This window comes from Amycolatopsis sp. NPDC004747 (assembly GCF_053601335.1).
In genome coordinates, this window is the sequence record NZ_JBSGBQ010000046.1 from 1 (window position 1) to 25,030 (window position 25,030).

Consider the following 25,030-nt stretch of genomic DNA (forward strand, 5'->3'; position numbering starts at 1 on the left):
CCGGTTGTTTTCGGGTGCGCTCCTCCTGTTGGTCGGATTCGCGGGGCGGGGGGGCCTGCTCGCCCCCCCCTTACAACCGAACACGGAAAGGCCACCTGGCGGGACCCGCCAGGTGGCCTTTCCGTGTTCGGCGTCAGAGCTCGATCGGGGTGTTCTGGTACGCGGCGATCAGCCATTCGCCGTCCTGCTTGGCCAGCACCCAGATCGCGCGGACCTGGCGGGCCGGGCTGACCTCGGTCTCACCGGGGGCGAGCACGCCGCCGACGGTGATGACGACGGCCGCCTCCTTGCCGAGGAACTTCAGGTCGACCGGCTCGCCGTGGACGCGGGTGCCCTTGTACGGGCCCGCGTAGCCGGCGCCCATGAACGCCTTGATGCCGTCGCGGCCCTTGACGAAGACGCCGCCGGGCAGGGCCATGGTGCCGTCCTCGGTGAAGGCCGCGGCGAAGGCTTCGGCGTCGTTTCCGGCCCACGCTTCGATGATCCGCTGCGGGACGGCGGCGACGGCGGCCTGTTCGGTGGCGACGGTGGACGTGCCATTGCTGGTGGACATACCGGGATCCCTCTTCCTCGGGTGGGGCGCGGGCCCGTCGAGCGTAAGCGGGCCGCGACCGGCGCTGCTACCGCTCGATTGCGCGAAAGTGTTGGGGTACAACGTTTTCCCGCGGTCCAGCACCGGGCGGGGTGCGCAACCGCGAAGACGTGACCAGGTGCGGGCAGCGGGAGCATGGATCTGCCGGCACCGGCCGGCCGCACCGCCGGAGCACCGGAGGGATCGGAAACATGGTCATCGTCATGGCTGCGCACGCCAGTGCCGCCGACGTCGAGGCGATCGTCGAGCTCGTCGGCAAGGCCGGGGGCGAAGCCTTCGTCAGCCGCGGCGTGAGCCGGACGATCGTCGGGCTGATCGGGGACATCGAACGGCTGGAAACGCTCAACCTGGCGGCGATGAGCGGGGTGCACAGCGTCAACCGCATCTCCGCCAAGTACAAGCTCGTCAGCCGGGAGCACCACAGCTCGCGGTCCACGGTGTTCGTGCGGGGCGTCCCGATCGGCCCGGACACCGTCACGCTGATCGCCGGTCCGTGCGCCGTGGAGACGCCGGACCAGACGCTGGAGGCGGCCCGGATGGCGAAGGCGGCCGGCGCGGGCCTGCTGCGCGGCGGCGCGTTCAAGCCGCGCACGTCGCCGTACGCCTTCCAGGGGCTGGGTGAGCTGGGGCTGCGCATCCTCGCCGACGTCCGCGCCGAGACCGGCCTGCCGGTGGTCACCGAGGTGGTGGCCGCCCAGGACGTCGAAATGGTCGCCGCCTACGCGGACATGCTGCAGGTCGGCACCCGGAACATGCAGAACTTCGGGCTGCTGCAGGCGGTCGGCGCGGCGGGGAAGCCGGTGCTGCTCAAGCGCGGGATGAACGCCACCATCGACGAGTGGCTGATGGCCGCCGAGTACATCGCCCAGGGCGGCAACCTCGACATCGTCCTGTGCGAGCGCGGCATCCGCACGTTCGAACCGGCCACGCGCAACACCCTCGACATCTCGGCGGTGCCCGTCGTGCAGTCGCTTTCGCACCTGCCGGTGATGGTCGACCCGTCGCACTCCGGCGGCCGCCGCGACCTGGTGCTGCCGTTGTCGCGGGCCGCGGTGGCGGTCGGCGCGGACGGCGTGCTCGTCGACGTCCACCCCCGGCCGGCCGAGGCGCTGTGCGACGGGCCCCAGGCCCTCGTCGCCGACGACCTGCGGCAGCTGTCGGCCGAGCTGCGCGAGCTGACCGCGTTCACCGGCCGAAGCGGGCCGCCGCGTCCGTTGCGGCGGGCGAGCTGAAGCCACCCGGCTTCTCTTCTGTGTTGCGGAATTCCTTGCCGGACAAGGGAATTCGGATCGCAGTACGGAAGATGCGCCGGGCGCCGCCGGCTGCGAGGGTCGGAGGGCACGGGTAAAACGCGGTCCGTGGGGTTGATCGCCTGCCGCTGTTTCCGAGGAGAATCCATGTCGAACACCGAGGTGCCGTCGCGGGAAGAGCTCGTTCGCCGGGCGTCCGAACTGGTGCCGCTGCTCAAGAAGAACGCGTCCAGGGCCGAAGAGGACCGGCGCCTGCCGGACGAGACCATCGAGGCGCTGACCGACGCCGGCATCCTGAAGATGCGCGTGCCGAAGCGTTACGGTGGCTACGAATCCGACATGAGCACGGTCGTCGACGTGCTCGCCGAGCTCGGCCGCGGTGACGGCTCCCACGCGTGGGTCGTCGCGGTCTGGTCGATCAGCACCTGGATGGCCGGGCTGTTCCCGGACGAGGTCCAGGACGAGATCTTCGCGACGCCGGACGTCCGGATCACCGGCATCCTGAGCCCCACCGCGGTCGCGCAGCCCACCGAGGGTGGCGTCGTCCTCAACGGCAAGTGGGCGTTCAACTCCGGCGCCCAGCACAGCGCGTGGAACACCAACGCCGCCGTGCTGGCCCTGCCGGACGGCGGGTTCGCGCCGATCATGGTCGCGATCCCGCTGTCGGACCTGATGGTCGTCGACGACTGGTACACCTCGGGCCTGCGCGGCTCGGGCAGCGTCAGCACGATCGCCCAGGACCTGTTCATCCCGGAGAGCCGCGTCCTGCAGATGGGCCCGGTGCTGGGCGGGCAGATCGCGTCGAAGACCAACGCGGGCTCGGCGATCTACCAGGCCCCGTTCATGCCGACCGCGTGCACCACGGTGAGCGCGGCCGCGCTGGGCCTGGCGAAGGCGGCCAAGGACGCGTTCTTCGAGCGCCTGCCCGGCCGCAAGATCAGCTACACCAGCTACGAGAGCCAGGCCGAGGCACCGCTGACGCACCTGCAGGTCGCCGAGGCGACCACCAAGATCGACGAAGCGGGCTTCCACGCCTTCGCCGCCGCGGAAATGCTGGACACCAAGGGCCCGGCCGCCGAGTGGACGATCGAGGAGCGCGCCCGCGTCCGGCTGCACATGGGCGCGGTGGCCCAGCGGGCCAAGGAAGCGGTGGACATCCTGAACACCGCGAGCGGTGGTTCGTCGGTGTACACGTCGGTGCCGATCCAGCGCATCGAACGCGACATCCAGACGGTCAACCTGCACGCGATCATGCACCCGAACACCAACCTGGAGCTCTACGGCCGCATCCTGTGCGGTCTCGAGCCGAACACCGTCTACCTCTGACCGGCCGCGCCGCTCGTCCGTCCGAACAGGACGGATGCGGCGCCGCCGGGGGGCAGTGCAGACCGATCAGCAGGCCGGACCGCCGGGGCGTGCCCCGCGCGGCCCGGCCTGCTCCGTGAAGGGGAGAGTGAAGATGACGTTCTTGAGTCGAAGAGGCGCGCTGGCGCTGGGGGCCGGCGTGGTCGCGGGCGCGGCGGGACTGGCGCTGCCCCGGGGGTCTTCGGCCGCCGGTGCGCCCGCCGCGCCGCACGCGCCCGCCCGCCTGCACGGCGCGCCCGCGGCCCGCACGGCGACCCACGCCACGTTCACGCCGTGGACGGTCGCGATGCCGGTGCCGCCGGTGCTGCAACCGGTCCAGACCTCCGGCGGTGTGGACGTCTACCGGCTGCCGCTGCAGGCGGCCACCACGGAGATCCTGCCCGGCAGCCCCACCGCGGTGCGCACGTTCGGCGGCGGGTTCGTCGGGCCCACCATCCGGGCCAGGACCGGTCGCCCGGTGCGCGTCGCCTTCGAGAACCGCCTCGACGTGCCGGCGAACGTCCACCTGCACGGCGGGCACACCCCGGCGGCGAGCGACGGCTACCCGATGGACCTCATCCAGCCGGGCGGTTCGCGGGTCTACGACTACCCGAACCAGCAGCGCGGGGCCACCCTCTGGTACCACGACCACAGCCACCACACCGAAGCCGAGAACGTCTACCTGGGACTGCACGGCTTCTACCTCGTCGACGACGACGCCGAGACCTACCTGGGGCTGCCCGGCGGGGCCTACGACGTCCCGATCGCCCTGCGCGACGCCAACGTGGACGAGACCGGCAAGCTCGTGTTCAACCTGTTCGAAGACCTCGACGGGCGGCCCGCGGTGCTGGCCAACGGCAAGGCCCAGCCGTACTTCCCGGTCGCGGCGCGCAAGTACCGCTTCCGCCTGCTCAACAGCAGCAACGAACGCGAGCTGAAGCTGCACGTCGAGAGCGGCGGGCAGACCGGCCAGCTCGTCCAGATCGCCAGCGACGGCGGCCTGCTGCCCGCTCCGGTGCCGCGCACCGAGGTGGTCATCGGCTCGGCGGAGCGGACCGAGGTGGTGGTGGACTTCGCGAAGTACCCGGTCGGCAGCCAGGTGCTCCTCGTCGACGCCGCGGCCGGCCCGCTGGTGCGCTTCGACGTCGTCCGCCGTGCCGTGGACGGCAGCCGCGTGCCGGACCGGCTGCGGCCGCTGCCGGCCCTGCCCACGCCGGCCGTGACGCGGGACGTCTCGATGAGCTTCGACCTCTCCGGCGAACTGCCGGTCGGCATGATGGACGGCAAGCCGTTCGACGCCAACCGGGTGGACTTCACGGTGAAGCGGGGCAGCACGGAGATCTGGCGCGTCACCAACGGCGACGGCGCGATCGGGGCCAACCACACGTTCCACCTGCACCAGACGAGCTTCCGGGTGCTCGACCGCGGCGGCAACCCGCTGCGCCCGGACGACGCCGGCCTGAAGGACACGGTGCAGGTGGCACCGGGCGAGACGGTCCGGCTGCAGGCGACGTTCAACGACTACCTCGGCAAGTACATGTTCCACTGCCACTTCCTCGAGCACTCCTCGCTCGGGATGATGGCGCAGCTGGAAGTCGTGGCCTGAGAACCGGAACACCGAAAGGGCCGCCGCCACGCGGAAAGCGTGGCGGCGGCCCTTTGGTGTGCCGCGGGCGTCAGGACTGCGGGACGATGTTCACGTTGCGCTTGAACACGTTCTGCGGGTCGTACTTCGCCTTCAGCTCGGCCAGGCGGGCGTAGGTGGCCGCCGGGTAGGACTGCTTGAGGTCGTCCTCGTGGATCTCGCTGATCAGGTTGCAGTACGCGCCCGAGGTGAACGGGGCGATCTCGGCCCAGAACCCGTCGAACTGCGGGGTCCGCTCGACGTTCTCCGCCGCCGTGCCGAGGTTGGCCACGTTGACCATCACCTGGGCGTCGCGGTGGGCGAACGCGGTCGCGCCGGCCGGGACGTCGCCCAGTGCGCCGCCGAGGCTGCGCAGCTCCAGGTACATCGTGTCCAGCTTCTCGATCGCCGCGATCACCGAGGTCGCGAACGCGTCCGTGGGCTCCGGGACGAACCGGTTCATCGCCCGCGGCAGCCAGCCCTCGGGCAGGTCGGACGCGTCCTCGAGGACCTCCGGGTAGGTCGCCGGCCGCAGTTCCTTGTCCAGCACGTCGCCGATCTCCAGCAGCGGCGCGATCGCCCGCTCCGCGGCCTCGACGTCCGTGCCCGCGAAGCAGATGTTGAGGAACAGTGGCGGCGGGGTGTCGCCGAAGGACGGGAAGCGCGCGATCGTCGTGGTCAGCTCCCGCGGGGCGGTGGCCATCGCGGCGGTCCAGCCGCGGACGACCTGCGCCGCCTGGTCGGTCGGGAACACGAGCTTGCCGACCACGATGCCCTCGAGCGGCCGCGCGACGATCTCGAACGACGTCACGACGCCGAAGTTGCCGCCGCCGCCGCGGATCGCCCAGAACAGGTCCGGGTTCTCCTCGGCGCTGGCGCGGAGGAACTCGCCGTCGGCGGTCACGACGTCGGCCGCCTGGACGCTGTCGATGGCGAGGCCGTGCTTGCGCACCAGCCAGCCGATGCCGCCGCCGAGCAGCAGCCCGCCCACCGCGACGCTGGTGGTGTCGCCGGAGGAGATGGCCAGGTGGTGCTCGGTCAGCACCGAGCCGACCTCGACCCAGCGCGCGCCGCTGCCGAGCCGGACGAGCCCGGTTTCGGCGTCGACGACCTCGACGTGGTTGATCGGCGAGAGGTCGATGACCAGGCCGCCGTCGTTGGTGCTGAAGCCGGCGCCGCTGTGGCCGCTGCTGCGCACCGCGATCTCGAGCCCGTTGTCACGGGCGAACCGCAGGGCGGCGCGCACGTCCTCCTGGCCGGTGCAGCTGACGATGACAGCGGGGCTGCCCTGGTGCACGAAGGTCTTGCTGAGCTCGGCGTAGGCGTCGTCGCCGGGGAGCACGACGGCGCCGGTGACGGTCTGGGCGAGCTCGGCGAAAGCCGCGGATTCCATTTCTCTTCTTTCTCTCGGGCGTGGGGCCGACTCAGTTGCCGGCCTTCGCCGGTACCTCGGTTGCGGTGGTGACGTCGTCGGCGTTGACGACCTGCTCGGGGACGGTGGCGGAGCGGGCGGCCCTGGTCAGCGAGCGGTGGACGAGCACGCCCATGCCGACGATCAGGACGGCACCGACGACGGCGACCACGTTCATGCCGCTGGTGAAGGCGTCGCGGGCGGCGGCGAACAGGCCGTCACCCTGCGGCGCGGGCAGCTGCCCGGCCGCGACGGTCGCGCCGCCGATGGTCTCGCGGGCGGTGTCGACCGCACCCGCCGGGACGTCCTTGGGGACCTCGGCCGTGAACAGGTTGCGGTAGATCGCGGTGCCGACGGTGCCGAGCACGGCGAGGCCGAGGGTGGAGCCGAAGACGTTGCTCGTCTCCGACAGCGACGCGGCCGAGCCGGCCTTCTCCGGCGGCGCGGACCCGACGACGATGCCCGTGCCGAGCGCGAACAGCGGGCCGACGCCGAAGGCGACGAGCGTGATGCACACGACGACGTAGACCGGGCCGCTGCCGCTGTCGGAGAGCGCCAGCAGCACCATCCCGAGCACCGACGTCGCCATGCCGAAGGCGATCGCCGTGGCCGGCTTGAACCGCTTGACCAGCGACGGGGCGAGCAGCACGCCCGCGGCGATGCCGATGCCGGTCGGCGCCTGCCACAGGCCGGCGATGCCGGGGCTGAGGCCGGCGACGCTCTGGACGAACTGGCTGGTCAGCAGGCTGGCGCCGGCGAAGGCACCGGACCCGACGGTCATCGCGCACAGCACGACGCCCAGGGTGGGACGGCGGAACAGGCTGAGGTCGACCAGCGGGTGCTCCAGCGTGCGCTGGCGCCGCAGGAAGAGCGTCCCCATGGCCAGGCCCACCACGATCGCCAGCGACGGGACGACCGCGCCGCTGCTCCCGGCGGCGAGCTCCTTGATGCCGTAGACGATCGGCAGGATCGCCAGCAGCGAAAGCAGCACGCTGACCAGGTCGATGCGCCCGGCACCCGGGGCGCGGTACTCGGGCAGCAGGATCGGGCCGACCACCAGCAGCAGCACCATCACCGGCACGCCGAGCAGGAACACCGAACCCCACCAGAAGTGGGCCAGCATCACGCCGCCGATCACCGGGCCGAGTGCGGAGCCGCCGAACTGGCAGGCGCCCCACAGCGAGATCGCGATCCCGCGCTGGCGGTCGTCGCGGAACATGTTGCTGATCAGCGCCAGGGTGGACGGGCCGAGGGTCGCGCCCGCGATGCCCAGCAGCGCCCGGGCCCCGATCAGCATCTCCGGCGTCGTGGAGTAGGCGGCCAGGACCGACGCCAGGCCGAACATCGCGGCCCCGATCAGCAGCAGCTTGCGCCGCCCGATCCGGTCGCCGAGCCCGCCCATCGTGATCAGGAAGCCGGCCAGCAGGAAGCCGTAGGTGTCGGTGATCCACAGCTGCTCGGTGCCGGTCGCGCCCAGGTCCGCGCTCAGGTGCGGCAGGGCCAGGAACAGCACGCCGATGTCGAGGGCGATGAGCAGTGTCGGCAGCGCCAGCACCGCCAGCCCGATCCATTCTCGCCGCCCCGCTCGCAGGCTCTGGCCGGCGTCTGTGCGCTCTTGCACGGTTTCTCCCTCTGTCGTAACACGTTCCGGTAGCCGTTCGGATGCCTTTACGACGAAGTCGGAGCGGCCGGGGGGTTCCGGACATCCGAGCCGCGAGCCGGTCCGGATTCACTCGTTCGGCCTAATCGGCGGGTGTTGGGTCGAGCCCGCCGCGCCTCCGCCGGCCGGGCTGACCGCCCGATGGGTGCACTACGCCTCGCATTCGAAACTGTATCGATCGGTCACGGCAGGTACATCTTCGAAATTGCGGACGTCCGATGTGGCCGGCGCCCGGGAACCGCTTCCGCGGCCGGGGGTCGCGAATGGCCTGTCCAGCGGAAACGCGGGTGAATTCGGATAATTCACCGGTTCGAGTGGCTCGGGTCCGCGGCCCGGTAGTCCGCTCGGAGTCTCCTTGTCCCTTCGTGCTCTTGCTATCGTGGCGCCGGGAGGCGTGCACCCCGCCCCGTTCCCCGCACAATCCACAGTGGACTGAACTGGTCCGTCCGGCCGGCCGGATCCGGCACCCGGGAGAGAAATGCCTGCGACAACCTTCGATATTTCGGTGTCCCTCGACGGATTCGTCGCCGGGCCGGGTGACGGGCCCGAGGTGCCGCTCGGCGACGGCGGCGAGCGGCTGCACGAATGGCTCTACGAACTGGCGGGCTGGCGGGCCCGGCACGGCCTGGCGGGCGGCGCGCACGAGCCGGCCGAGGACCTGGTCGAAGAGTCGCTCGCCCGCGCGGGCGCGGTGGTGATGGGCCGGCGCATGTTCGCCAACGGCGAGCCGCACTGGGGTGCCGAGCCGCCGTTCCGGATGCCGGTCTTCGTGCTGACGCACGAGGAGCGCGCCCCGCTGGTCAAGGCGGACACCACGTTCACGTTCGTCGCGGGCGACGTCGTCGCGGTGGTCGCCGAGGCGAAAGCGGTGGCGGGCGAGCGGGATGTGGCGCTCCTTGGCGGTGCGGACGTCTTCCGGCAGGCGCTGCGGGCCGGGGTGGTCGACGAGATCCAGCTGCACCTCGTGCACCTGTTCCTCGGCGGCGGGCGCCGGTTGTTCGAGGACGCCGACCCGGCCGTGCGGCTGGAGCGGACGGCGGTGGTCGAGACGCCGGGCGTGACGCACCTGCGGCTGCGGGTGGTGCGCGGCTGAGCCGAACGGCTCCCTGCGTGATCCACAGTGGACCGGATGGCGTTCGAAATTCGGGTGGAATCGGGCAAATGGGTTGCCGGGTAACGAAATCCGGTTGCTCATCGTAGTGGATCGAGTGCGCTCGTGTGATCCATCATCACTCTAGGGGCGGCTGACATAGTGGCACGGCCTCGCGCTCGCGCAGGCTTCCCGAGTCCCCCGAACGAAAGTGGTCACCATGACCGTCATCCGCGATGCGGCGCACCTCGACGTGGTGGAGAGACCGCCGGCCCGGATCCCCTCGCTGACGGGGCTCCGGTTCTTCGCCGCCTTCCTGGTCTTCCTCGACCACGGCCAGTACCTCGGCCTGTTCGCCAACCAGTCCATCGAGCACGGCTACGAGTTCCTCGGCGGCAACGTGGGCGCGCTCGGTGTTTCGTTCTTCTTCGTGCTGAGCGGGTTCGTGCTCACCTGGGTCCACCGGCCCGGCGACACCGCGACGGCGTTCTGGCGGCGGCGGTTCTTCAAGATCGTGCCGAACCACCTGATCGTCTTCGCGGTCGCCATCAGCCTGCTCTTCGCCTCCGGCGAGGTCGTCCACATCGGACCCGCGATCGCCAACCTGTTCCTCGTCCAGCCGTGGGCGCCCGACCCGGACTTCGTGATCTACACCGTCAACGGCGTCACCTGGACCCTCGGGGTCGAGCTGCTGTTCTACGCGAGCTTCCCGCTGATCGTGCGCGGGGTCGCGCGCATCCGCCCGGAGCGGCTCTGGGCGTGGGTGTTCGGCGCCGCCGGGACGTCGCTGCTGATCCCGGCGCTGACCATGCTGCTGGTGCCGGGCACCGGCGAAAGCTTCAACATCCCGGGGCTGCCGTGGATGCAGCAGTGGATCGTCGCGTTCCTGCCGCTGGCGCGCATCCCGGAGTTCGTCGCCGGCATGCTCCTGGCCCGGGTGGTGCGCGAGGGCCGCTGGATCCGGCTCGGCGTCGCACCGGCGGCCCTGCTGACCGTCGCGGTGTACGCGCTCACCTTGTTCGTGCCGCCGCTGTTCAAGTACGCCGCCTTCTACCCGCTGCCGCTGGGCCTGCTGGCCGCGTCGATCGCGGTGCGGGAGGCCGCCGGGCGCAAGTCGTTCCTGCGGACGCCGGTGATGGGCTGGCTGGGCGAGAGCTCGTACGCGTTCTTCGTCGTCCAGCTCGTCGTGCTGTTCACCACGCAGGCCTTGCTCAACGGCGGCCAGCTGCCCGGGTACGGGATGTACGAGCACGTGCCGTGGAGCACGCCGGTCGCGCTGCTCTTCCTCGCCGGCACGCTCGGGCTCTCCGTCCTGCTGGGCGGGCTGCTCTTCACCTTCGTGGAACGGCCCATCATGCGCCGGTGGGCGCGGGCTCGCCGTCCGCGGGACGGGGTTTCGCCCGCCTGAACCCGGAAAGTCCCGGCCTTCGCCGGGAGAGCCGGGTTCACCCCGCTGGGCGCAGCGGGGTGAACCCGGCTCCTTCGCGCGCGCACGGCGCGGATCAGGCCAGCACCGGCCGGACCTCGACGCCGCCGTCCTTGGAGACCGGGCAGAACTTGGCGATCTCGACGGCGTGGTCCAGGTCGCGGGCCTCGACCACGTTGTAGGCCAGCAGTTCCTCCTTGGTGTCGACGTACGGGCCGTCGGACACCTCGCCGCCGCGGATCGACTTGGCCTGCGGGGTCTCCAGCAGCGCCTGGCCCTCGATCACCTTGCCGCCGAGCTCCTCGACCTTCGCGGCGAAGCCACCGTGCGCCTCGAGCACCTCGGCCGGCGCGTCGGCCCAGCCGCCGGGGCCGAAGTCTTCGTAGATCAGGATGGCGAACATAGCCATGACGTCTCCACCTTCCGGTGTCGGGAAATTGATTTTCCGGTCGTGGTGCCGGTAATTCCAAGGCTAGCGTACGACAATCGAATGCGCCGGGGCGGGTGCCGCCGGAAGAAGAGCATTTTGGGAGTTGCGGTCAATTGTGCGCGGCAAAACGCCCTCGCCGGGATTCCGGCGAGGGCGTCGGCGTCGCTCAGGCCGCGGCCGCGCCGGCCTGGGACCGGTGCACGGGCAGGGATTCCCGGCCGTTCATGATGAACGTGCCCTGCGGTGCGACGGCGTCGGGCGCCACCGCGAGCGTCAGCCCGGGGAATCGCTCGAACAGCGAAGAAAGGGCGATCTCGGCTTCCATCCTGGCCAGCGGCATACCGATGCAGCGGTACACCCCGTGGCCGAAGGAAAGGTGTTCGCCGCCCGTTCGCGTGACGTCGAACTCGTGGGCGTCGGCGCCGTTGCGTTCGGCGTCGCGGCCCATCGCCGCGAAGTTCATCAGGATCGGCTCGCCCTTCGGGACGACGAAGCCGTCGACCTCGACGTCCTCGACCGCGAACCGGAAGGGCAGGTGCGCCACCGGTGCCTCGACCCGCAGCGTCTCCTCGATCACCTCGGCCCAGCCGACGCGCCCGGACCGCACGAGCTCGAGCTGGTCCGGCCGCTGGAGCAGCACGTGCACGGCGTTCGTGATCAGGTTCATCACCGGCTCGGTGCCGGTGGCGAGCAGCAGGTGCAGCGTGTCGACGAGCTCGGCGTCGCTGAGCCGGGAACCCTCGTCGCGCGCGGCGATCAGGTCGGTGGTGAGGTCGTCTCCCGGGTTGGCCCGCTTGGAGTCGATGAACGCCTGCATCTCCCGGTGCCACTGCGCGACGTTCGCGGCCGCTTCTTCGGGGCTGATGGTCGTGTCGACGTTCACCTGGTAGCCGCGCAGCATCTCGGCGCGGTCCTGCTCGGGCACGCCGAACAGGTCGCAGATCACCTGGGCCGCCAGCGGCTGGGCGAAGCGGGCCTTGAGGTCCGCGGGCCCGGGCGCCGCGGGGTCGAACAGGTTGTCCAGCAGGGTGTCGGCGATCTGCTGCACCGAAGGCCGCACGCCTTCGACGCGCCGCGGCGTGAACGCCGAGGCGGTCAGCTTGCGCAGCCGGGTGTGGTCCCGGCCGTGCGCGGTGGTCAGGTTCTCCATCAGGACCCAGCCGATCAGCGGGAAGTCGACGCCGATCTCCCCGTTGACGTAGGCGGTCCAGTGCTCGCGGGGGTTCTTCGAGAACCGGGGGTCGGAGAGGATCTTCCGGCCCGCTTCGTAGCCGGTGACCGACCAGGCGAGCACCCCGCCGGGCAGTTCGATCCGCGTGATCGGGCCTTGGGCGCGCAGCAGCGCGCCTTCCGCGTGGACGTCCCGGCCGAACCGGTCGAGGACGTGGGGACGGTCGTTCATGGTTCCTCCAACTCGTGCGGCGGCGCCGCGGAAAACCGCCGGGCCGGGCCGCCGCCCCCGCAGGCCGGGGACGGCGGCCCGGCGCACGGCCGGGGGGAGCGCCTCAGCGCAGGTCGACGCCGGCCGCGAGGGTGTCGGCGAGCTCGTTGCGCGCCAGCGCGGCGGCGACCTTCTCGATGTCGTCGCTCATGAACCGGTCGCGGTCCAGGGTCGGGACCAGGGCGCGGATCGTGTCGTGGGTGAGCTTGCCCGCCGGGCTGAGCCCGTCGTAGCGGCCGGAGAGGTCGACCGCCTGCGCGGCGGCGAGGAACTCCACGGCCAGGATGCGGTCGTTGTTCTGCAGGATCCGGCGGGCGTTGCGGGCCGCGATCAGGCCCATGCTGACGACGTCCTGGTTGTCCGCGTTGGACGGCACGCTCTGCGTGCTGGCCACGCCGATCGTGCGGTTCTCGGCGACCAGCGCGGTCGCCGGGTACTGCGCACCCGCGAAGCCGCTGTTGAGCCCGGGCTCGCCCGCGACCAGGAACTCCGGCAGGCCGTAGGACAGGTGCCGGTTGAGCAGCCGGTTGGTCCGCCGCTCGGACAGCACGCCCAGCTGGGTCAGCGCGATCCCGACGAAGTCCATCGCGAACGCGATCGGCTGGCCGTGGAAGTTCGCACCGTGGAAGATCTCCTGGCCTTCGAAGAACAGCGGGTTGTCGTTGGCCGAGTTCAGCTCGATGCGCAGCTTGGTGCCGGCGTGGTACAGCGTGTCGCGGACCGCGCCGATCACCTGCGGGATGCACCGCATCGAGTACGCCTTCTGCAGGTACAGCTTCGAGCGCTGGACGCTGCCGTCGCCCTCCTTGCTCTCCGCGACCTGGCGGCGCAGGTCCGCGTGCTCGACGGTGAGCCCGCTACCCGCCATCAGCGCCCGCATGTTCGCGGCCGAGTCGATCTGGCCCTGGTGCGGCTTGGCGATGTCGTGGCCCTCGGCGAGGAACGGGCTGGTCGAGCCGCGGACGGTCTCGATCGCCAGCGCCGCGACGATCTCGGCGTGCCGGGCCTGCTGGAGGGCGCGCGCCACGACGAGCGAGCCGAGGCCGGTCATCGCCGAGGTGCCGTTGATCAGGGCCAGGCCCTCCTTGAACCGCAGCTCGAGCGGCTCGATGCCGCGCTCGCGCAGGACCGGCCCCGTCGGCACGGCCTTGCCGTCGCGGAGCAGGTAGCCCTCGCCGATCACGGTGCTGGCGATGTGCGCCAGCGGGGCGAGGTCGCCGCTCGCCCCGAGCGAGCCGACCTCGGGGATCGCCGGGATGAGCCCCTCGTTGAGGTACAGCGCGAGGCGCTCCAGGATCTCCGGCCGCACCGCGGAGTGGCCCTTGGCCAGCGCGTTGAGCCGCGCGGACAGGATCGCCCGCGCCTCGACCTCGGAGAACAGCGGGCCGACGCCGGCGCTGTGGCTGCGCACCAGGTTGGTCTGCAGCTCCACTTCCTTGTCCGTGCCCACCTGCATGTAGATCATCTCGCCGTAGCCGGTGGTGACCCCGTAGATCGGGATTTCCTGGCTGACGATGTCTTCGAACATGGCCCGGCTCTTCGCCGCCCGCTGGATCGCCGACGGCGCCACGCGGACCGGCGTGCCCGTCTCGGCGACCCGGCGGACGTCCTCGATGTCCAAGTGGTCACCGTCGAACTCCACCGGTTGGGTGTTCTCGACCAGGGTCATCAGCTGAACTCCTTGTTCTTCGGGTTTTCTCGGACAGCGGGGCCGTTGCCGGCTTCGATCGCCGCCGCCATGCCGGCCAGCGACGGCGTCGACACCAGGTCCCAGACGGAGAGGGCGGTCCCGAACCGGCGGTGGATCTCGGCCGCCAGCACGGGAACGAGGAGCGAGTGGCCGCCCGCGGTGAAGAAGGTGTCGTCCGCGCCCGCGCGGGGGCGGCCGGGCAGCAGTTCGGCCCAGAGCCCGGCGAGCGCGGTTTCGACCGGTGTCGGCACGTGGTCGTCGGCCGTGGCCGGCGGTGGCGGGAGCCGGTGCCGGTCGATCTTGCCCGCGAGGTTGCGGGGCAGCGGCCCGCCGGTGACCACGAACGTCAGCGGCATGGGGATGCCGCCGAACCGGCGGCGCAGGTGCGCCCGCCAGGCGCGGGGCGCGCCGCCGCCGGCTTCGCGGGGGACGACGTGGCAGACGAGCCGGGTGACCAGCCCGCCCGAGTCGGCCGCGGGCACCACCGCGCACTCGGCGACCGAGCTTTCGGCGGCGAGGGCGTCCTCGATCTCGGTGAGCTCGACGCGGTTGCCGAAGAGCTTGACCTGGAAGTCCTTGCGACCGCGGAACTCGTAGCTGCCGTCGGGCAGCCGCCTGCCGAGGTCGCCGGTGCGGTACCAGCCCGGCCGCCACGGCCCGGCCGGCTCCGCCGCGGCTTCGCCGACGGGCCGGAACGGCGCGGTGTTCCCGGCCGCGTGGCCGACGTAGCCGGGCGTGACGAACGGGGTCCGGATGACGATGTTGCCGGTCACCCCGGTGGGACACGGGCGGTCTTCGTCGTCGAGCAGGACCACCGCCCGGCCCGGGATCGGCTTCCCGATCGCCACGTTCGCCCGGTCGGGGGCGGTGGCCTCGTGCCAGGTGCCCGCGACCGTCTCGGTCGGGCCGTAGATGTTGACGATCCGGGTGGCGGGCAGCGCCGCGCGCAGCCGCTCGACGAGCTCACCGGTGACCGCTTCGCCCATGAGCAGCAGGTGGTCCAGCGCCGGGCGGCCGTCGACGGGCAGCTCCTCGATCGCCCGCAGGACTTCGCGGGCGAAGCTGGGCACCGTCTGCAGGTGGGTGATCCGTTCCGCGGCCAGCCACCGGGCGAGCTTTTCCGGGTGGGCGCGGAGCAGCTCCGTCAGCGGGTACAGCGTCGCCCCGCCGAGGAACGCCGCCGCGACCTCGGTGATCGCCGGGTCGTGCTCCGGGGTGACCCACTGGGCGAGCCGGGCGCCGGGGCCGATCCGGAACTCCTCGGCCAGCCAGCCGCCGAACTGGACGAGCGCGCCGTGCGTCTGCGGGATTCCCTTCGGACGGCCGGTCGATCCGGACGTGTACGCCACATACGCGAGATCGGTGAGGGCCGCGGGCTCCTCCGGGACGGCCGTGGCGGCGGGCAGCGGCTCGAGGGAGGTGACGTCGACGATGCGGCCGTCGCGGGCGGAGCGGAACCAGCCGGCCAGCGGGTCGGTGGCGGGGTCGGCGTCGAGGACGAGGCACACCGGGCGCAGGTCGTCGAGCACGGAGCGGCCGCGCTCACCCGCGTCGCCGGTGCCGAACCAGACCACGTGGGCGCCCGCCCGGAAGACCGCGAGCACGGCGGCGTAGCGGCGCGCTCCCGCCGAGACGCGCACCGCCACGGCCGCGCCGGGCCGGACCCCGGCCGCACGCAGCCGGGCGGTGATCGCGTTCGTCAGCGCGTCCAGCTCGCCGTAGGTCACCGACTCGCCCTCGAACACCACGGCCGGCGCGGCGGGTGTCCCGGCGGCCCGGCGGGCCACGGCGTGGTCCAGCGGCGCGCCGGCGGGCGGCCCGTCGGCGATCCGGTCGCTTTCGCGGGCGATCGCGCTCCGGACGGCTTCGTCGTCGAGCGGCAGGGCGGCCACCTCGCGGCCGGGTTCGGCGATCGCCGCGACGAGCAGCGTGTGCAGCTGGGCGACCAGCGTGCGAGCGGTTTCGGCGTCGAACAGCGCGGTCCGGTACTCGAGGAAACCGGACGGCGTCCCGTCGGCGGAGAGGGCCAGGTCGGTCGCCAGCGCACCGCGGTGGACGGGGACCGGCTCGGCGGTCAGGCCGACGAACCGGGGGCCGGGCTCGGGTTCGATGGCGGTGAAGGTCACGTCGTGCAGCGGGGTGCGGCGCGGGTCGCGGTCCGGAGCCACCGCGCGGACGACGTCGGCGAACGGAACCTCCCGCCGCGCCAGCGCTTCGCGCGCGGCTTCGTCGACCCGGGCGACGACGGTCGCGAAGTCCGGCTGCCCGCCCAGGTCGGCCGTCAGTACGACGACGTTGGTGAACGGCCCGATCGCGGGATCGGGCCCGGCGCCCGGGCCGACCGGCACCGGCAGTCCCACCGGCAACCGGTCCTGGCCGCTGTGGCGGTGCAGCAGGACGAGGAACGCCGCCAGCAGCACCCGGGCCGGCGTGGTGCCCGCGTCGCGGGCGAACCCGGCCAGCGGCAGGCCGGGGTCCCCGCGCCAGTCGAACGGCACGACGCCGGCGGCCGGGGCGGGGCCGGCCGGGCGGGTCCGGTCGGCCGGGAGCGCCAGCGGCGGCGGGACCGCCGCCGGCCCCGCGTCCGCCCGGAGCCGGGCGGACGGCTGCGCGGCGCGGAAGCCGGCCGTGGCGGGCAGCGCGGCGGTGGCCGTCCCCTCGCCGAGCGCGGCGGCGTACCAGGTGGACAGCTCGGCCAGCAGGGCGGGCACCGACCGCTCGTCCGCCACGATCCGGTGCAGCACCAGCACGAAGACCTGCTCGGCCCGCCCGGTGCGCAGCACGGTGAGCCGGACCGGCGGTGCGGCGGCGAGGTCGAACGGGCGGCCGGCCACCCAGGCGGCGACGCCCGCCACCCCGTCCGGGGCGGCCGTCAGGTCCACCACCGAAAGCGGGTCGTGGTCGTCCACCAGCCGGGCCTCGGGGATCCCGGCCTCGTCCGGGAACCGCGTCCGCAGGGCCGGGTGTCGCCGGGCGAGGTGGCGCCACGCCGCCTGCAGCGCGGCCACGTCGAGGGAGCCGGTCAGCCGGTAGGCGCGGCACACGTGACCCGTCGCCGAAGCCGGTTCCAGCCGGGCGGTGTACCACTGCGCGGCCTGGAGCGGGGCGATCGGCGGCTCGGGGGACTGGCGGATCCGGGGGATCCGGGTGCGCTCGCGATCGGCCATGACCACCATTCTGGTTTTGGCCCGCGGCAACGAGCTACTCATCCTGTGCGTCCCGAACTGTTGGCGCACAACGGAAAACGGCGGTGCACCGGGGACCGGGCACCGCCGTTTCGCGGGGGTTCGTTCAGGCGGCGCGGAGGAACTCCTCGGAGGACCGGCCGGTCCGCTGACGGCGGCGGCGCGCCGAACGCTCGAGCCACCAGTGCGCGACCAGGAGGTTGACCACCCAGCTCGCCCAGTTCGCGAAGTCGGTCAGCACGGCGTCGCTGATCGTGAACCCGGGGATCACCGTCATCAGCACGAACACGATCCGGCCCCAGCTCGTGGACAGCGCGAAGGCGAAGCTGTAGACCATCCAGCGGCGGTGTTCGGCGATCCGGCGCTGGCGGGCTCGCTTGAGTGCGATCAGGATCGTGAAGATCCAGCCCGTGGCGGCGAGGGCGAGGCCGAGGCTGCCGGCCGGGCCGGGGCGCAGGAACAGCATCGCGAACCCGAAGAGCGCCGACGGCAGCGCACCGGCGAAGATGTGCACGCGCCCGCTGATCCGGTGGAACCGCGGGTGGTTGCGCCGCAGCCAGGGCCACAGCTGGAAGAACAGCGTGACCATGGCGATGTTCCCGGTCACCACGTGCGCGACGACCAGCGGGTAGTGCAGCGAAACGTTCTGGTCCAGCAGGATCCGGACCTGCGCGGGGTCGCCGCTGAGGTAGCGCGGCAGCGCGTAGATCGCGTTGAACACGATCAGCACCGCCAGCACGCCGAGCCACAGCTGCCAGCTGCGCCACCAGGACTTCGGCGGCGGGGTGAGGGTGGTGACCGGCCGGGTGCCGCGGGCCGGCTCGAGGTTGTGCGTCATAGGGCTTTCCTTCGTGGTGGGTGCGGGTGAAGCGGGCGCTAGCCGTTGAGCAGGCCGTTGCGGAACTGCCGGATGCCGGAGAACGACGAGAGGTCGGGCACGGTCCAGCCGTCCAGGTCGTACTCGCCGAGACAGGTGTCGACGAACGCCTTGTAGGAGTCCAGCTGCCCGGAAGCCATCTGCGAGAACAGCAGCTCCACCCGCGTGTTCTCGTGGTTGCCGGAGTAGTTGCGCTCGTAGAGCTCGTGCCGCCCGCCGAACTCGGTGCCGGTGGCGTCCCAGAGCAGCTTCATCACCTTCACCCGGTCGACCGCCTCGACGCCGTTCGAGCCGCGGACGTACTTGTCCAGGTAGGGGCGGACGTCGGGGTTGGCGAAGTCCTCGGCGGAGGAGTTGAGGTAGATCAGGCCGCTCGCGATGTCCTGCTGGATGATCTCCTTGATCCGCGGGTACCCCAGCTGCATGAACCAGCGGTAGGCCATGCCGTAGTCCGGGTTCGGCAGCAGCGCGCCGTCGTGCCAGGGCACCGGGTTGCGCGCGGCGGCGTCGGACAGGCCCCAGAACAGGTTGCGCCACGCCAGCACTTCGCCGAGCCGGGTCTGCACCCCGCGGAAGTCCTGCACCCCGGTGATCTCGAGGGCCTTGGCCAGCAGGCCGGCGATGAACTCCAGCTTCACCGCGAGCCGGGTGCAGCCGTGGAAGGTGAACCGCTCGGGGAAGCCGGACCGGCCGGTGAACATCTGGACCTTGCCGAGGTCGCCGTAGATGAAGACGTTCTCCCACGGGATGAACACCTTGTCCAGCACCAGGATCGTGTCGTTCTCGTCCAGCCGGGACGAGAGCGGGTAGTCGAACGGGCTGCCCATCACCGCGGCCTGCGCCCCGTAGGACGGACGGCAGATCAGCTTCATGCCCGGCGCACCCATCGGGATGGTCGCGACGAGCGCGAACTCCTTCTTCTTGATCGGCACGCCGTAGTGGGCGATGAAGTTGTAGTGCGTCAGCGCGGATCCGGTCGCCACCACCTTGGCGCCGCTGACGATCAGCCCGCCGTCGGTCTCCTTCTCCACGTGCACGAAGACGTCGGCGACCTCGTCCGGCGGGCGGCTCCGGTCGACCGGCGGGTGCACGATCGCGTGGTTCCAGAAGAGGACCTTCTCCTGCGACTCGCGGTACCAGCGCCGGGCGTTGTCGGAGAAGGGGGCGTAGAACTCGGCGTTCGCGCCGAGCGTGCCGAGGAAGGACGCCTTGTAGTCGGGACTGCGGCCCATCCAGCCGTAGCTGAGCCGGGCCCACGCGGCGATCGCCTTCTGGTCGGCGACCATGTCGTCCACCGAGTGCGACGCGGTGAAGAAGCGGTGGGTGTACCCGTCGCTGCCGGTGTCGGTCGGCCCCACGAGCTCGGGCTGCAGCGCGGGGTCGTGCAGCGCGTCGTAGAGCCTTGCGGTCATCCGCGCGGGGTTGTGGAACGCCGGGTGCGCGGTGACGTCCTTGACCCGCTCGCCGTAGAGGTAGACCTCGCGGTCGTCGCGCAGGCTCTCCAGGTATTCGGCCCCCGTGAACGGGCGGGTCACCCGCCGGGAGCCGGCGTTCTCGGCACGGGCGTTCTGCTGGTCGGCCATCGAGTTCGTCCTCCCGGGGTCAGGCCCCGCGCGTCACGGACATGGGGCGCCGGGCCGGGTTTCATGCTCGCACCGGCCGTCGCCGCCGACCTCTTCCTCCGTGCCGCGTTGGTCCGGGGGAAGGCAGTCCAGAAGACGACCCCGGTGCCGGGCGCGGTGCGATGATGACCAGGTTGCCCGGTCCGGTGCCCGTTTCCCGGACCGTCCACATGCGACAGACGGCGGTGTGCCGACACCACGGGAGGACGCGGCAGTGGAGAAGGTCGTCATCGAGGTCTGGCTGCCGGAGTACCCGGTCATCCCGCGGCTGCTGGCCGAGACGAAGAAACAGGCGGAGACGTTCAACGCGCTGCACCCGGACTACGAGGTCGTCATCCGCGGCCTCGACTTCCTCAAGCTGCCGACGGAACTGTTCCACGCCGCGCAGGAGGGCCGCCAGCCCGCCGTCGCGCAGCTGTTCTACACCTCGACGCAGCTGGCCAGGGACCTGCGCACGCGGGACGGCGAGCCGCTGTTCACGCCGATCGAAACGGCCATCGCCGGACGGCGGGAAATCCTCGGCCACCCGGTCGTCCTCGGCGACACCGTCCGGACCGCGCGGGAGTTCTACACGTTCGACGGCGTGGCGGCCGCGGTGCCGCCGCTGACCTCGACGACGATCCTGTACGCCAACACCACGGTCCTGGAACGCGCGGGGGTCACCGCCCTGCCGCAAACCTGGGCCGAGGTGGAGACGGCGTGCCGGGCGGTCGCGGCGGTGCCCGGCGGCCCGTCGCACGGGATCACCTGGCCCAACCACGGCTGGTTCTTCCAGCAGGGCGTGGCCTGCCAGGGCGGGTTCCTCTCCGGCGCCGAAAACGGCCGCAGCGGCCGGCCGTCGACGGTGGACCTGGTCTCTTCGGAGCTGCTGGCCTACGTCGAGTGGTGGCGGCAGCTGCAGCGCGACGGCCACTTCCTGTACCCCGGCGTGCCGGCCTCCGGGCCGCGGACGGCCGAAGCGTGGGAGAACAACTACCAGGCCTTCGCCGACCAGCGCGTCGCGTTCGTGCTGAGCACCTCGGTCCAGGCGGACCAGATGGTCCAGGCCGGGCGGGACAACGGGTTCGCCGTTCAGGCCGGGCGGACCCCGTACAACGGCGAGACCGGCTACGCGGGCAACGTCATCGGCGGCGACGCCCTGTGGCTGACGCGCGGGCTCGACGAGCGGACGCAGGACGGCGCGCTCGCCTTCCTCCAGTACATCGGCACCGCGGAGAACGCCGCCGCGCGCCACAAGTTCACCGGTTTCATGCCGGTCACGGAGTCCGCGATCGCCCTGCTGGAAAGCGAGGGCTGGTTCGCCGAGAACCCGCACCACCAGGTCGCGGTCGACCAGCTCGCGGCGGGCGACGGCTCGCCGGGCGCGCTCGGCGCGCTGCTGGGCGACTTCGCGGGCATCCAAGAGGTGCTCACCTGGGCGATGCACGACGTGCTGACCACCGGCGCCGAGCCCGCCGAGCGGTTCCGGCAGGCGAACGCCGAGGCGCAGCGGCTGCTCGACCACTACACCGCGCAGGTGACCGGCGCCGAGCCGGGTCCGTGGGGATCGAACTGCTTCCGGGTCGGCTGACGCCGCCTACCGAGAAAGGACGTTGTCGATGAGTGAGCCCACCCCGACGGCCGCCGCACTGGTGGCCTCGTTCGCCGAGGCCGGGCCGGACCGCCTGGACGGCGAGTTCCGGCGGCTGGCCGGCGCGCTGTGGAACGACGGCGCCGCGACGGCGGCGGCGCTGCCCGCGGTGCCCGGGATCGTCGCGGCGTTCGGCGAGGCGGACGACGCGCACGCCGGCTACCTGGCCGTGCTGCTCGGGCTGCTGGCCGAAGCGGACAGTCCCGGCTTCGGCGGCGAGCTGACGGCGGCGATCGCGCAGGGGACCGGCGGCTACCTCGAGCGGCTGGCGGGCTGCGCGAAGGGCGACCCGCTCGCCCTCGCCCTGCTCTACCTGCTCGCCCACCTGCCGCAGGAGCGCGACCGGGTGCTCGCCGCCGTCGCCGGGCTCGACATCGACCCGGACGACCGGACCCGGCTGGAGCGCTGCCTCGAGCCGCTCGTCCACGAGACCGCGGTGCTGGGCCGGTGCTGGCCGTCGCCGTGGGAGTGGGCGCTGACCGAGCGCGAGCGCGCCTTCGACCGCGGCTGGATCGACGCGCTGCCGCGGGAGCAGGTCACCGAGGGGTGGAACGCCGACACGCAGTCGGTGCTGGCCTACTCCGGTGCCAAGGCCTACTGGGCCGTGCAGCACGGCCGCCCGACCCTGGTCGAGGACACCAGCCCCCGGCGCGAACCGCCGTCCGGCGCTCCCGCCGAGCTCCCGCCCGCCGCGTTCGCCCACCACGGCACCGAGCTGCGGTGTCCGAACTGCTCGTCGAAGCTGACGTTCGAGGCATCCGTGCGCTGCGACGGCTGCTCGACGACCTACCCGCTCTCCGGTGGCATCGCCGACTTCACCGTGGCCGCGGGCAGCGCCCACTCCGACGACGACGTCCTGCAGGGCGCGGCCGCGATGGAGGGCATCGGCACCTGGTACGAAGCCGTTCTGCGGCCCGCGTTCCTCCGCGTGATGGGCACCAACTGGGGTGGCGACGTCTCGCCCGCCGACGAGGACGACTACATCCGCCAGGAGCTCGCCGGCGCCGAGGGCCCGGTGCTCGACCTCGCGGCCGGGGCCGGCCGGTGGACCGAGATCGTCGCCGAGGCGGTGGGGACCGAGCGGCTGATCGCCCTCGACGTCCTCGCCCCGATGCTGGCCGGGATGCGCACCAGGCTGCCGTCGGTGCCCGCGGTGCTGGCCAGCGCGCTCAACCTGCCGTTCGAGGACGCTTCGCTCGGCGCGGTCAACTGCTGGAACGCGCTGCAGGCCATCCCGGACCCCGGCAAGGCGGTCGCCGAAATCGGCCGGGTGCTGCGCCCGGGCGGCGTGTTCACGCTGCTGACCTTCCGCTGGCCGGAGGACCGGATCAACCGGTACTTCCAGCACGCGCACATCATGCCCGGAAGCCCGAAGGGCATCGAGCTGTTCGAGCTCGAGCTGATCAAGACGTGGCTGAAGGACGCGGGCCTGGTGATCCGCACCGAGCGGACGCCCGGCTCGTTCGTGTTCGTCACCGCCGAGCGCGTGGCCTGACTCCGGGAGCGAGGAAAACCATGGCCGAATCCATCAACCCGATCGACGTCGGGCGCAGCTACGACGAGTCGTCGCCGATCTCGAACACGCTCAACGACGGCCAGGTCCACATGTCGTACTGGTACGGCGAGCAGGACGACACACCACTGGCCGAAGCCGCCCAGCGCATCACCCGCAAGGTCGGGGCGACCCTCGGCCTGCGCCCGGGCGAGCGGCTGCTCGACGCCGGGTGCGGCCTCGGCGCGCCGGCGATCCTGCTCGCCCAGGAGACCGGCGCGCACGTCACCGGCATCACCGTCAGCGGCTACGAAGTCGCCGAGGGGAACCGGAAGATCGAAGCGGCAGGCGTCGGCGACCGCGTGCGCGTCGAGCTCGGCGACTACTCCGCACTGTCCTACCCGGACGGTTCGTTCGACGCGGTGCTCGCCATCGAGTCGCTGCAGTGCGCGCCGGACCTCGGCAAGGTGCTCACCGAGCTGTTCCGCGTGCTGCGGCCCGGCGGGCGGATCTCCGTCGCGGACTACACCCTCGAGGGTGCGATGGACGAGGGGAGCGCGGCGGAGTTCGCGGCGACCATCCACATCAACCGGCCACCGCGGCTGGCGGAGTGGATCGACGCGCTGACCGCGGCCGGCTTCGGCGTCGGCGAGTACACCCAGTGCGGTCCGCGCGTGTTCGGGATGCCGTCGAAGTACCTCGACTCCGCGGAGCAGGCCCGTGACCGGCTCGCGGCGAAGTTCGGGGCCGACATCGTCCCGGGTCTCAAGGAAGGCCTCGGCTACTTCCTCGCCCCGGGACCCGAGCGGATCGGCTACGCGATCGTCAGCGCGCACAAGCCGCTCGCCTGAGCGGGGAGGAGCACCGATGCCGCCCACCCGTGACGAGGACTACGCCGCCGCGACCGCGGTGTTCAACCTGGCCGCGCCGGTGTACCCGGCCGTCGCCACCACCGCCCGGACGGCCGGCCGCGTGCGGGCGGCGGTCCGCTGGGCCCGGACGGACGGCCGCCCGGTCCGGGTCATCTCGACCGGGCACGCCGCCGCCACCGCCCGGCCGATGGACGGTGCGGTCCTGGTGCGCACCGCGCTCGACGGCGGGGTCATCGTCGACCCCGTCCGCCGGGTCGCGCGGATCCCGGCGGGGACCCGGTGGGCGGAGGTCGTCGACGCCGCGGCCCCGCACGGGCTCGCGGTGGCGCACGGGTCCTCGCCCACCGTCGGCGCGGTGGGGTACCTGCTGCGCGGCGGCGTGAGCTTCTACGGCCGCGCGGTGGGGCTGGCCGTCAACAGCGTGCGCGCGATCGAGCTCGTCGACGCCGCCGGCGAGCTTCGCCGGGTGGACGCCGTGACCGACCCCGAGCTGTTCTGGGCCCTGCGGGGCGGTGGCGGCGGCTTCGGGGTGGTCACCGCGGTGGAGGTCGCGCTGTTCGCGTGCGCGAGTGTCCACACGGGAGCGGCGTTCTGGTCCGCCGCGCACGCCGGGGAGCTGCTCGGCGCCTGGCGGAAGTGGGCGGAGGTGGCGCCCGTCGAGGCGACCACGGCCTTCCAGGTGCTGAACCTGCCGGACGTCCCGGAGATCCCGCTCGAGCTGCGGGCCGGGCCCGTCGTGTGCGTGGACGGCGCGGTGCTGGCCCGCACGCCCGCGGACCGGGCGCGGGCCGCGCGGATCACCGGCGACCTGCTCGGCCCGTTGCGGGCCGTCGCGGCACCGATCGCCGACACCTGGGCGGAAGCGGGCCCCGAAGCCGTGCCGCACACGCACATGGACCCGGTCGACCCGCTGCCGATGTGTGGGGACCACCTGCTGCTGACCGAGCTCGGCGACGCGGCCGCGGCGGAGTTCCTCCGGGTCACCGGGCCCGGCTCGGGGTCCCCGCTGATCAGCGCCGAACTGCGGCAGCTGGGCGGGGCGCTGGCCGCGGCGCCGCCGGACGCCGGCGCGCTCGGCCACCTCGACGCCGGGTTCGCCTACCTCGGGGCGGGCGTCCCGGACGGCCCGGCGGCGGAAGCGGCGATCGCGGCGCACTGCGCGCACGTCCGCGCGGCGCTGGCGCCGTGGGACACCGGCCGCACCGCACCGACGTTCGTCGAGAACTTCGCGCAACCGCAGGGCCACCTGGACGCCGAGCGGGTGCGCGTGCTCGACCGCGTCCGGCGGCGCGTCGACCCGCGGGGCATGTTCCTCGGCGACGTCTCGCCCGGCGCGACCGCGCTGACCTGACCGTCCACTGTGTACTCCGAGGAGCGCAAACCGGAAGACGTCC

18 protein-coding genes are annotated in these 25,030 nt (G+C 72.3%); 9 read left to right on the forward strand and 9 right to left on the reverse strand.

Annotated features, from left to right (window positions below):
* Nucleotides 1–133: 133 nt before the first annotated feature.
* Nucleotides 134–553, reverse strand: a complete 420-nt coding sequence (locus ACWEGE_RS42720; RefSeq protein WP_449666218.1) for an SgcJ/EcaC family oxidoreductase — start codon at nucleotides 551–553, stop codon at nucleotides 134–136.
* A gap of 242 nt (nucleotides 554–795) precedes the next feature.
* Here ACWEGE_RS42720 and aroF point away from each other — a divergent pair, with 242 nt between their 5' ends.
* From aroF to ACWEGE_RS42735, 3 genes are all read left to right on the forward strand, one after another.
* Nucleotides 796–1,824 carry a 3-deoxy-7-phosphoheptulonate synthase gene (aroF, locus tag ACWEGE_RS42725; RefSeq protein ID WP_449666219.1) on the forward strand — a complete coding sequence of 343 codons (1,029 nt, stop codon included), beginning with the start codon at nucleotides 796–798 and terminating at the stop codon, nucleotides 1,822–1,824.
* 165 nt (nucleotides 1,825–1,989) lie between these two features.
* Nucleotides 1,990–3,168, forward strand: a complete 1,179-nt coding sequence (locus ACWEGE_RS42730; RefSeq protein ID WP_449666220.1) for an acyl-CoA dehydrogenase family protein — start codon at nucleotides 1,990–1,992, stop codon at nucleotides 3,166–3,168.
* Between the two features lie 133 nt (nucleotides 3,169–3,301).
* Nucleotides 3,302–4,792, forward strand: coding sequence for a multicopper oxidase family protein (locus tag ACWEGE_RS42735; protein ID WP_449666221.1), 1,491 nt, complete (start codon nucleotides 3,302–3,304; stop codon nucleotides 4,790–4,792).
* A gap of 70 nt (nucleotides 4,793–4,862) precedes the next feature.
* On the opposite strand, the gene ACWEGE_RS42740 is transcribed toward ACWEGE_RS42735, so the two are convergent.
* Both ACWEGE_RS42740 and ACWEGE_RS42745 read right to left on the reverse strand, forming a co-directional pair.
* Nucleotides 4,863–6,203 (reverse strand): FAD-binding oxidoreductase, encoded by a 1,341-nt coding sequence (locus ACWEGE_RS42740; RefSeq protein ID WP_449666222.1) that lies wholly within the window; start codon nucleotides 6,201–6,203, stop codon nucleotides 4,863–4,865.
* Nucleotides 6,204–6,234: 31 nt separating this feature from the next.
* The gene (locus tag ACWEGE_RS42745) at nucleotides 6,235–7,842 is read right to left on the reverse strand and encodes an MFS transporter (RefSeq protein ID WP_449666223.1); all 1,608 of its coding nucleotides are present in this window, start codon (nucleotides 7,840–7,842) and stop codon (nucleotides 6,235–6,237) included.
* Between the two features lie 517 nt (nucleotides 7,843–8,359).
* On the opposite strand from ACWEGE_RS42745, the gene ACWEGE_RS42750 reads away from it, so the two are divergent.
* On the forward strand, nucleotides 8,360–8,974 hold the full coding sequence (locus ACWEGE_RS42750; protein ID WP_449666224.1) for a dihydrofolate reductase family protein: 615 nt from the start codon (nucleotides 8,360–8,362) through the stop codon (nucleotides 8,972–8,974).
* Between the two features lie 217 nt (nucleotides 8,975–9,191).
* Nucleotides 9,192–10,379, forward strand: a complete 1,188-nt coding sequence (locus ACWEGE_RS42755; RefSeq protein WP_449666225.1) for an acyltransferase family protein — start codon at nucleotides 9,192–9,194, stop codon at nucleotides 10,377–10,379.
* A gap of 94 nt (nucleotides 10,380–10,473) precedes the next feature.
* On the opposite strand, the gene ACWEGE_RS42760 is transcribed toward ACWEGE_RS42755, so the two are convergent.
* From ACWEGE_RS42760 to ACWEGE_RS42785, 6 genes are all read right to left on the reverse strand, one after another.
* Nucleotides 10,474–10,806: a YciI family protein gene (locus tag ACWEGE_RS42760; protein ID WP_449666226.1), complete on the reverse strand. Its 333-nt coding sequence runs from the start codon at nucleotides 10,804–10,806 to the stop codon at nucleotides 10,474–10,476.
* A gap of 187 nt (nucleotides 10,807–10,993) precedes the next feature.
* Nucleotides 10,994–12,229 carry a cytochrome P450 family protein gene (locus ACWEGE_RS42765; RefSeq protein WP_449666227.1) on the reverse strand — a complete coding sequence of 412 codons (1,236 nt, stop codon included), beginning with the start codon at nucleotides 12,227–12,229 and terminating at the stop codon, nucleotides 10,994–10,996.
* Between the two features lie 103 nt (nucleotides 12,230–12,332).
* The gene (gene cmdF / locus ACWEGE_RS42770; RefSeq protein ID WP_449666228.1) at nucleotides 12,333–13,937 is read right to left on the reverse strand and encodes a tyrosine 2,3-aminomutase; all 1,605 of its coding nucleotides are present in this window, start codon (nucleotides 13,935–13,937) and stop codon (nucleotides 12,333–12,335) included.
* A complete protein-coding gene (locus ACWEGE_RS42775; protein WP_449666229.1) occupies nucleotides 13,937–17,125 on the reverse strand; it encodes a non-ribosomal peptide synthetase in 3,189 nt (1,062 codons plus the stop codon). The genes cmdF and ACWEGE_RS42775 overlap by 1 nt, the downstream gene beginning before the upstream one ends.
* Nucleotides 17,126–17,249: 124 nt before the next feature.
* A complete protein-coding gene (locus tag ACWEGE_RS42780) occupies nucleotides 17,250–17,981 on the reverse strand; it encodes a DUF2306 domain-containing protein (RefSeq protein ID WP_449666230.1) in 732 nt (243 codons plus the stop codon).
* A gap of 38 nt (nucleotides 17,982–18,019) precedes the next feature.
* Nucleotides 18,020–19,603 carry a 4-hydroxyphenylacetate 3-hydroxylase N-terminal domain-containing protein gene (locus tag ACWEGE_RS42785; RefSeq protein ID WP_449666231.1) on the reverse strand — a complete coding sequence of 528 codons (1,584 nt, stop codon included), beginning with the start codon at nucleotides 19,601–19,603 and terminating at the stop codon, nucleotides 18,020–18,022.
* A 253-nt stretch (nucleotides 19,604–19,856) separates the two neighbouring features.
* Between ACWEGE_RS42785 and ACWEGE_RS42790 the strand changes: the two genes are divergently transcribed.
* The 4 genes from ACWEGE_RS42790 to ACWEGE_RS42805 are packed head-to-tail and all read left to right on the forward strand — an operon-like array spanning nucleotide 19,857 to nucleotide 24,987.
* Nucleotides 19,857–21,212 (forward strand): extracellular solute-binding protein, encoded by a 1,356-nt coding sequence (locus ACWEGE_RS42790; RefSeq protein WP_449666232.1) that lies wholly within the window; start codon nucleotides 19,857–19,859, stop codon nucleotides 21,210–21,212.
* A 28-nt stretch (nucleotides 21,213–21,240) separates the two neighbouring features.
* A complete protein-coding gene (locus ACWEGE_RS42795) occupies nucleotides 21,241–22,767 on the forward strand; it encodes a class I SAM-dependent methyltransferase (protein WP_449666233.1) in 1,527 nt (508 codons plus the stop codon).
* Between the two features lie 20 nt (nucleotides 22,768–22,787).
* The gene (locus ACWEGE_RS42800; RefSeq protein ID WP_449666234.1) at nucleotides 22,788–23,615 is read left to right on the forward strand and encodes a methyltransferase domain-containing protein; all 828 of its coding nucleotides are present in this window, start codon (nucleotides 22,788–22,790) and stop codon (nucleotides 23,613–23,615) included.
* A 16-nt stretch (nucleotides 23,616–23,631) separates the two neighbouring features.
* On the forward strand, nucleotides 23,632–24,987 hold the full coding sequence (locus tag ACWEGE_RS42805) for an FAD-binding oxidoreductase (RefSeq protein ID WP_449666235.1): 1,356 nt from the start codon (nucleotides 23,632–23,634) through the stop codon (nucleotides 24,985–24,987).
* The last annotated feature ends 43 nt before the right edge of the window (nucleotides 24,988–25,030 follow it).

Excerpts from the sequence above, each read along its gene's own strand:
- ACWEGE_RS42765 (WP_449666227.1), bottom strand. The coding sequence starts at position 12,229 with ATGAACGACCGTCCCCACGTCCTCGACCGGTTCGGCCGGGACGTCCAC.
- ACWEGE_RS42720 (WP_449666218.1), bottom strand. The coding sequence starts at position 553 with ATGTCCACCAGCAATGGCACGTCCACCGTCGCCACCGAACAGGCCGCC.
- ACWEGE_RS42740 (WP_449666222.1), bottom strand. The coding sequence starts at position 6,203 with ATGGAATCCGCGGCTTTCGCCGAGCTCGCCCAGACCGTCACCGGCGCC.
- ACWEGE_RS42800 (WP_449666234.1), top strand. The coding sequence starts at position 22,788 with ATGGCCGAATCCATCAACCCGATCGACGTCGGGCGCAGCTACGACGAG.
- cmdF (WP_449666228.1), bottom strand. The coding sequence starts at position 13,937 with ATGACCCTGGTCGAGAACACCCAACCGGTGGAGTTCGACGGTGACCAC.
- ACWEGE_RS42735 (WP_449666221.1), top strand. The coding sequence starts at position 3,302 with ATGACGTTCTTGAGTCGAAGAGGCGCGCTGGCGCTGGGGGCCGGCGTG.
- ACWEGE_RS42785 (WP_449666231.1), bottom strand. The coding sequence starts at position 19,603 with ATGGCCGACCAGCAGAACGCCCGTGCCGAGAACGCCGGCTCCCGGCGG.
- ACWEGE_RS42750 (WP_449666224.1), top strand. The coding sequence starts at position 8,360 with ATGCCTGCGACAACCTTCGATATTTCGGTGTCCCTCGACGGATTCGTC.
- ACWEGE_RS42730 (WP_449666220.1), top strand. The coding sequence starts at position 1,990 with ATGTCGAACACCGAGGTGCCGTCGCGGGAAGAGCTCGTTCGCCGGGCG.
- ACWEGE_RS42805 (WP_449666235.1), top strand. The coding sequence starts at position 23,632 with ATGCCGCCCACCCGTGACGAGGACTACGCCGCCGCGACCGCGGTGTTC.
- ACWEGE_RS42795 (WP_449666233.1), top strand. The coding sequence starts at position 21,241 with ATGAGTGAGCCCACCCCGACGGCCGCCGCACTGGTGGCCTCGTTCGCC.
- ACWEGE_RS42775 (WP_449666229.1), bottom strand. The coding sequence starts at position 17,125 with ATGGCCGATCGCGAGCGCACCCGGATCCCCCGGATCCGCCAGTCCCCC.
- aroF (WP_449666219.1), top strand. The coding sequence starts at position 796 with ATGGCTGCGCACGCCAGTGCCGCCGACGTCGAGGCGATCGTCGAGCTC.
- ACWEGE_RS42755 (WP_449666225.1), top strand. The coding sequence starts at position 9,192 with ATGACCGTCATCCGCGATGCGGCGCACCTCGACGTGGTGGAGAGACCG.
- ACWEGE_RS42780 (WP_449666230.1), bottom strand. The coding sequence starts at position 17,981 with ATGACGCACAACCTCGAGCCGGCCCGCGGCACCCGGCCGGTCACCACC.
- ACWEGE_RS42760 (WP_449666226.1), bottom strand. The coding sequence starts at position 10,806 with ATGGCTATGTTCGCCATCCTGATCTACGAAGACTTCGGCCCCGGCGGC.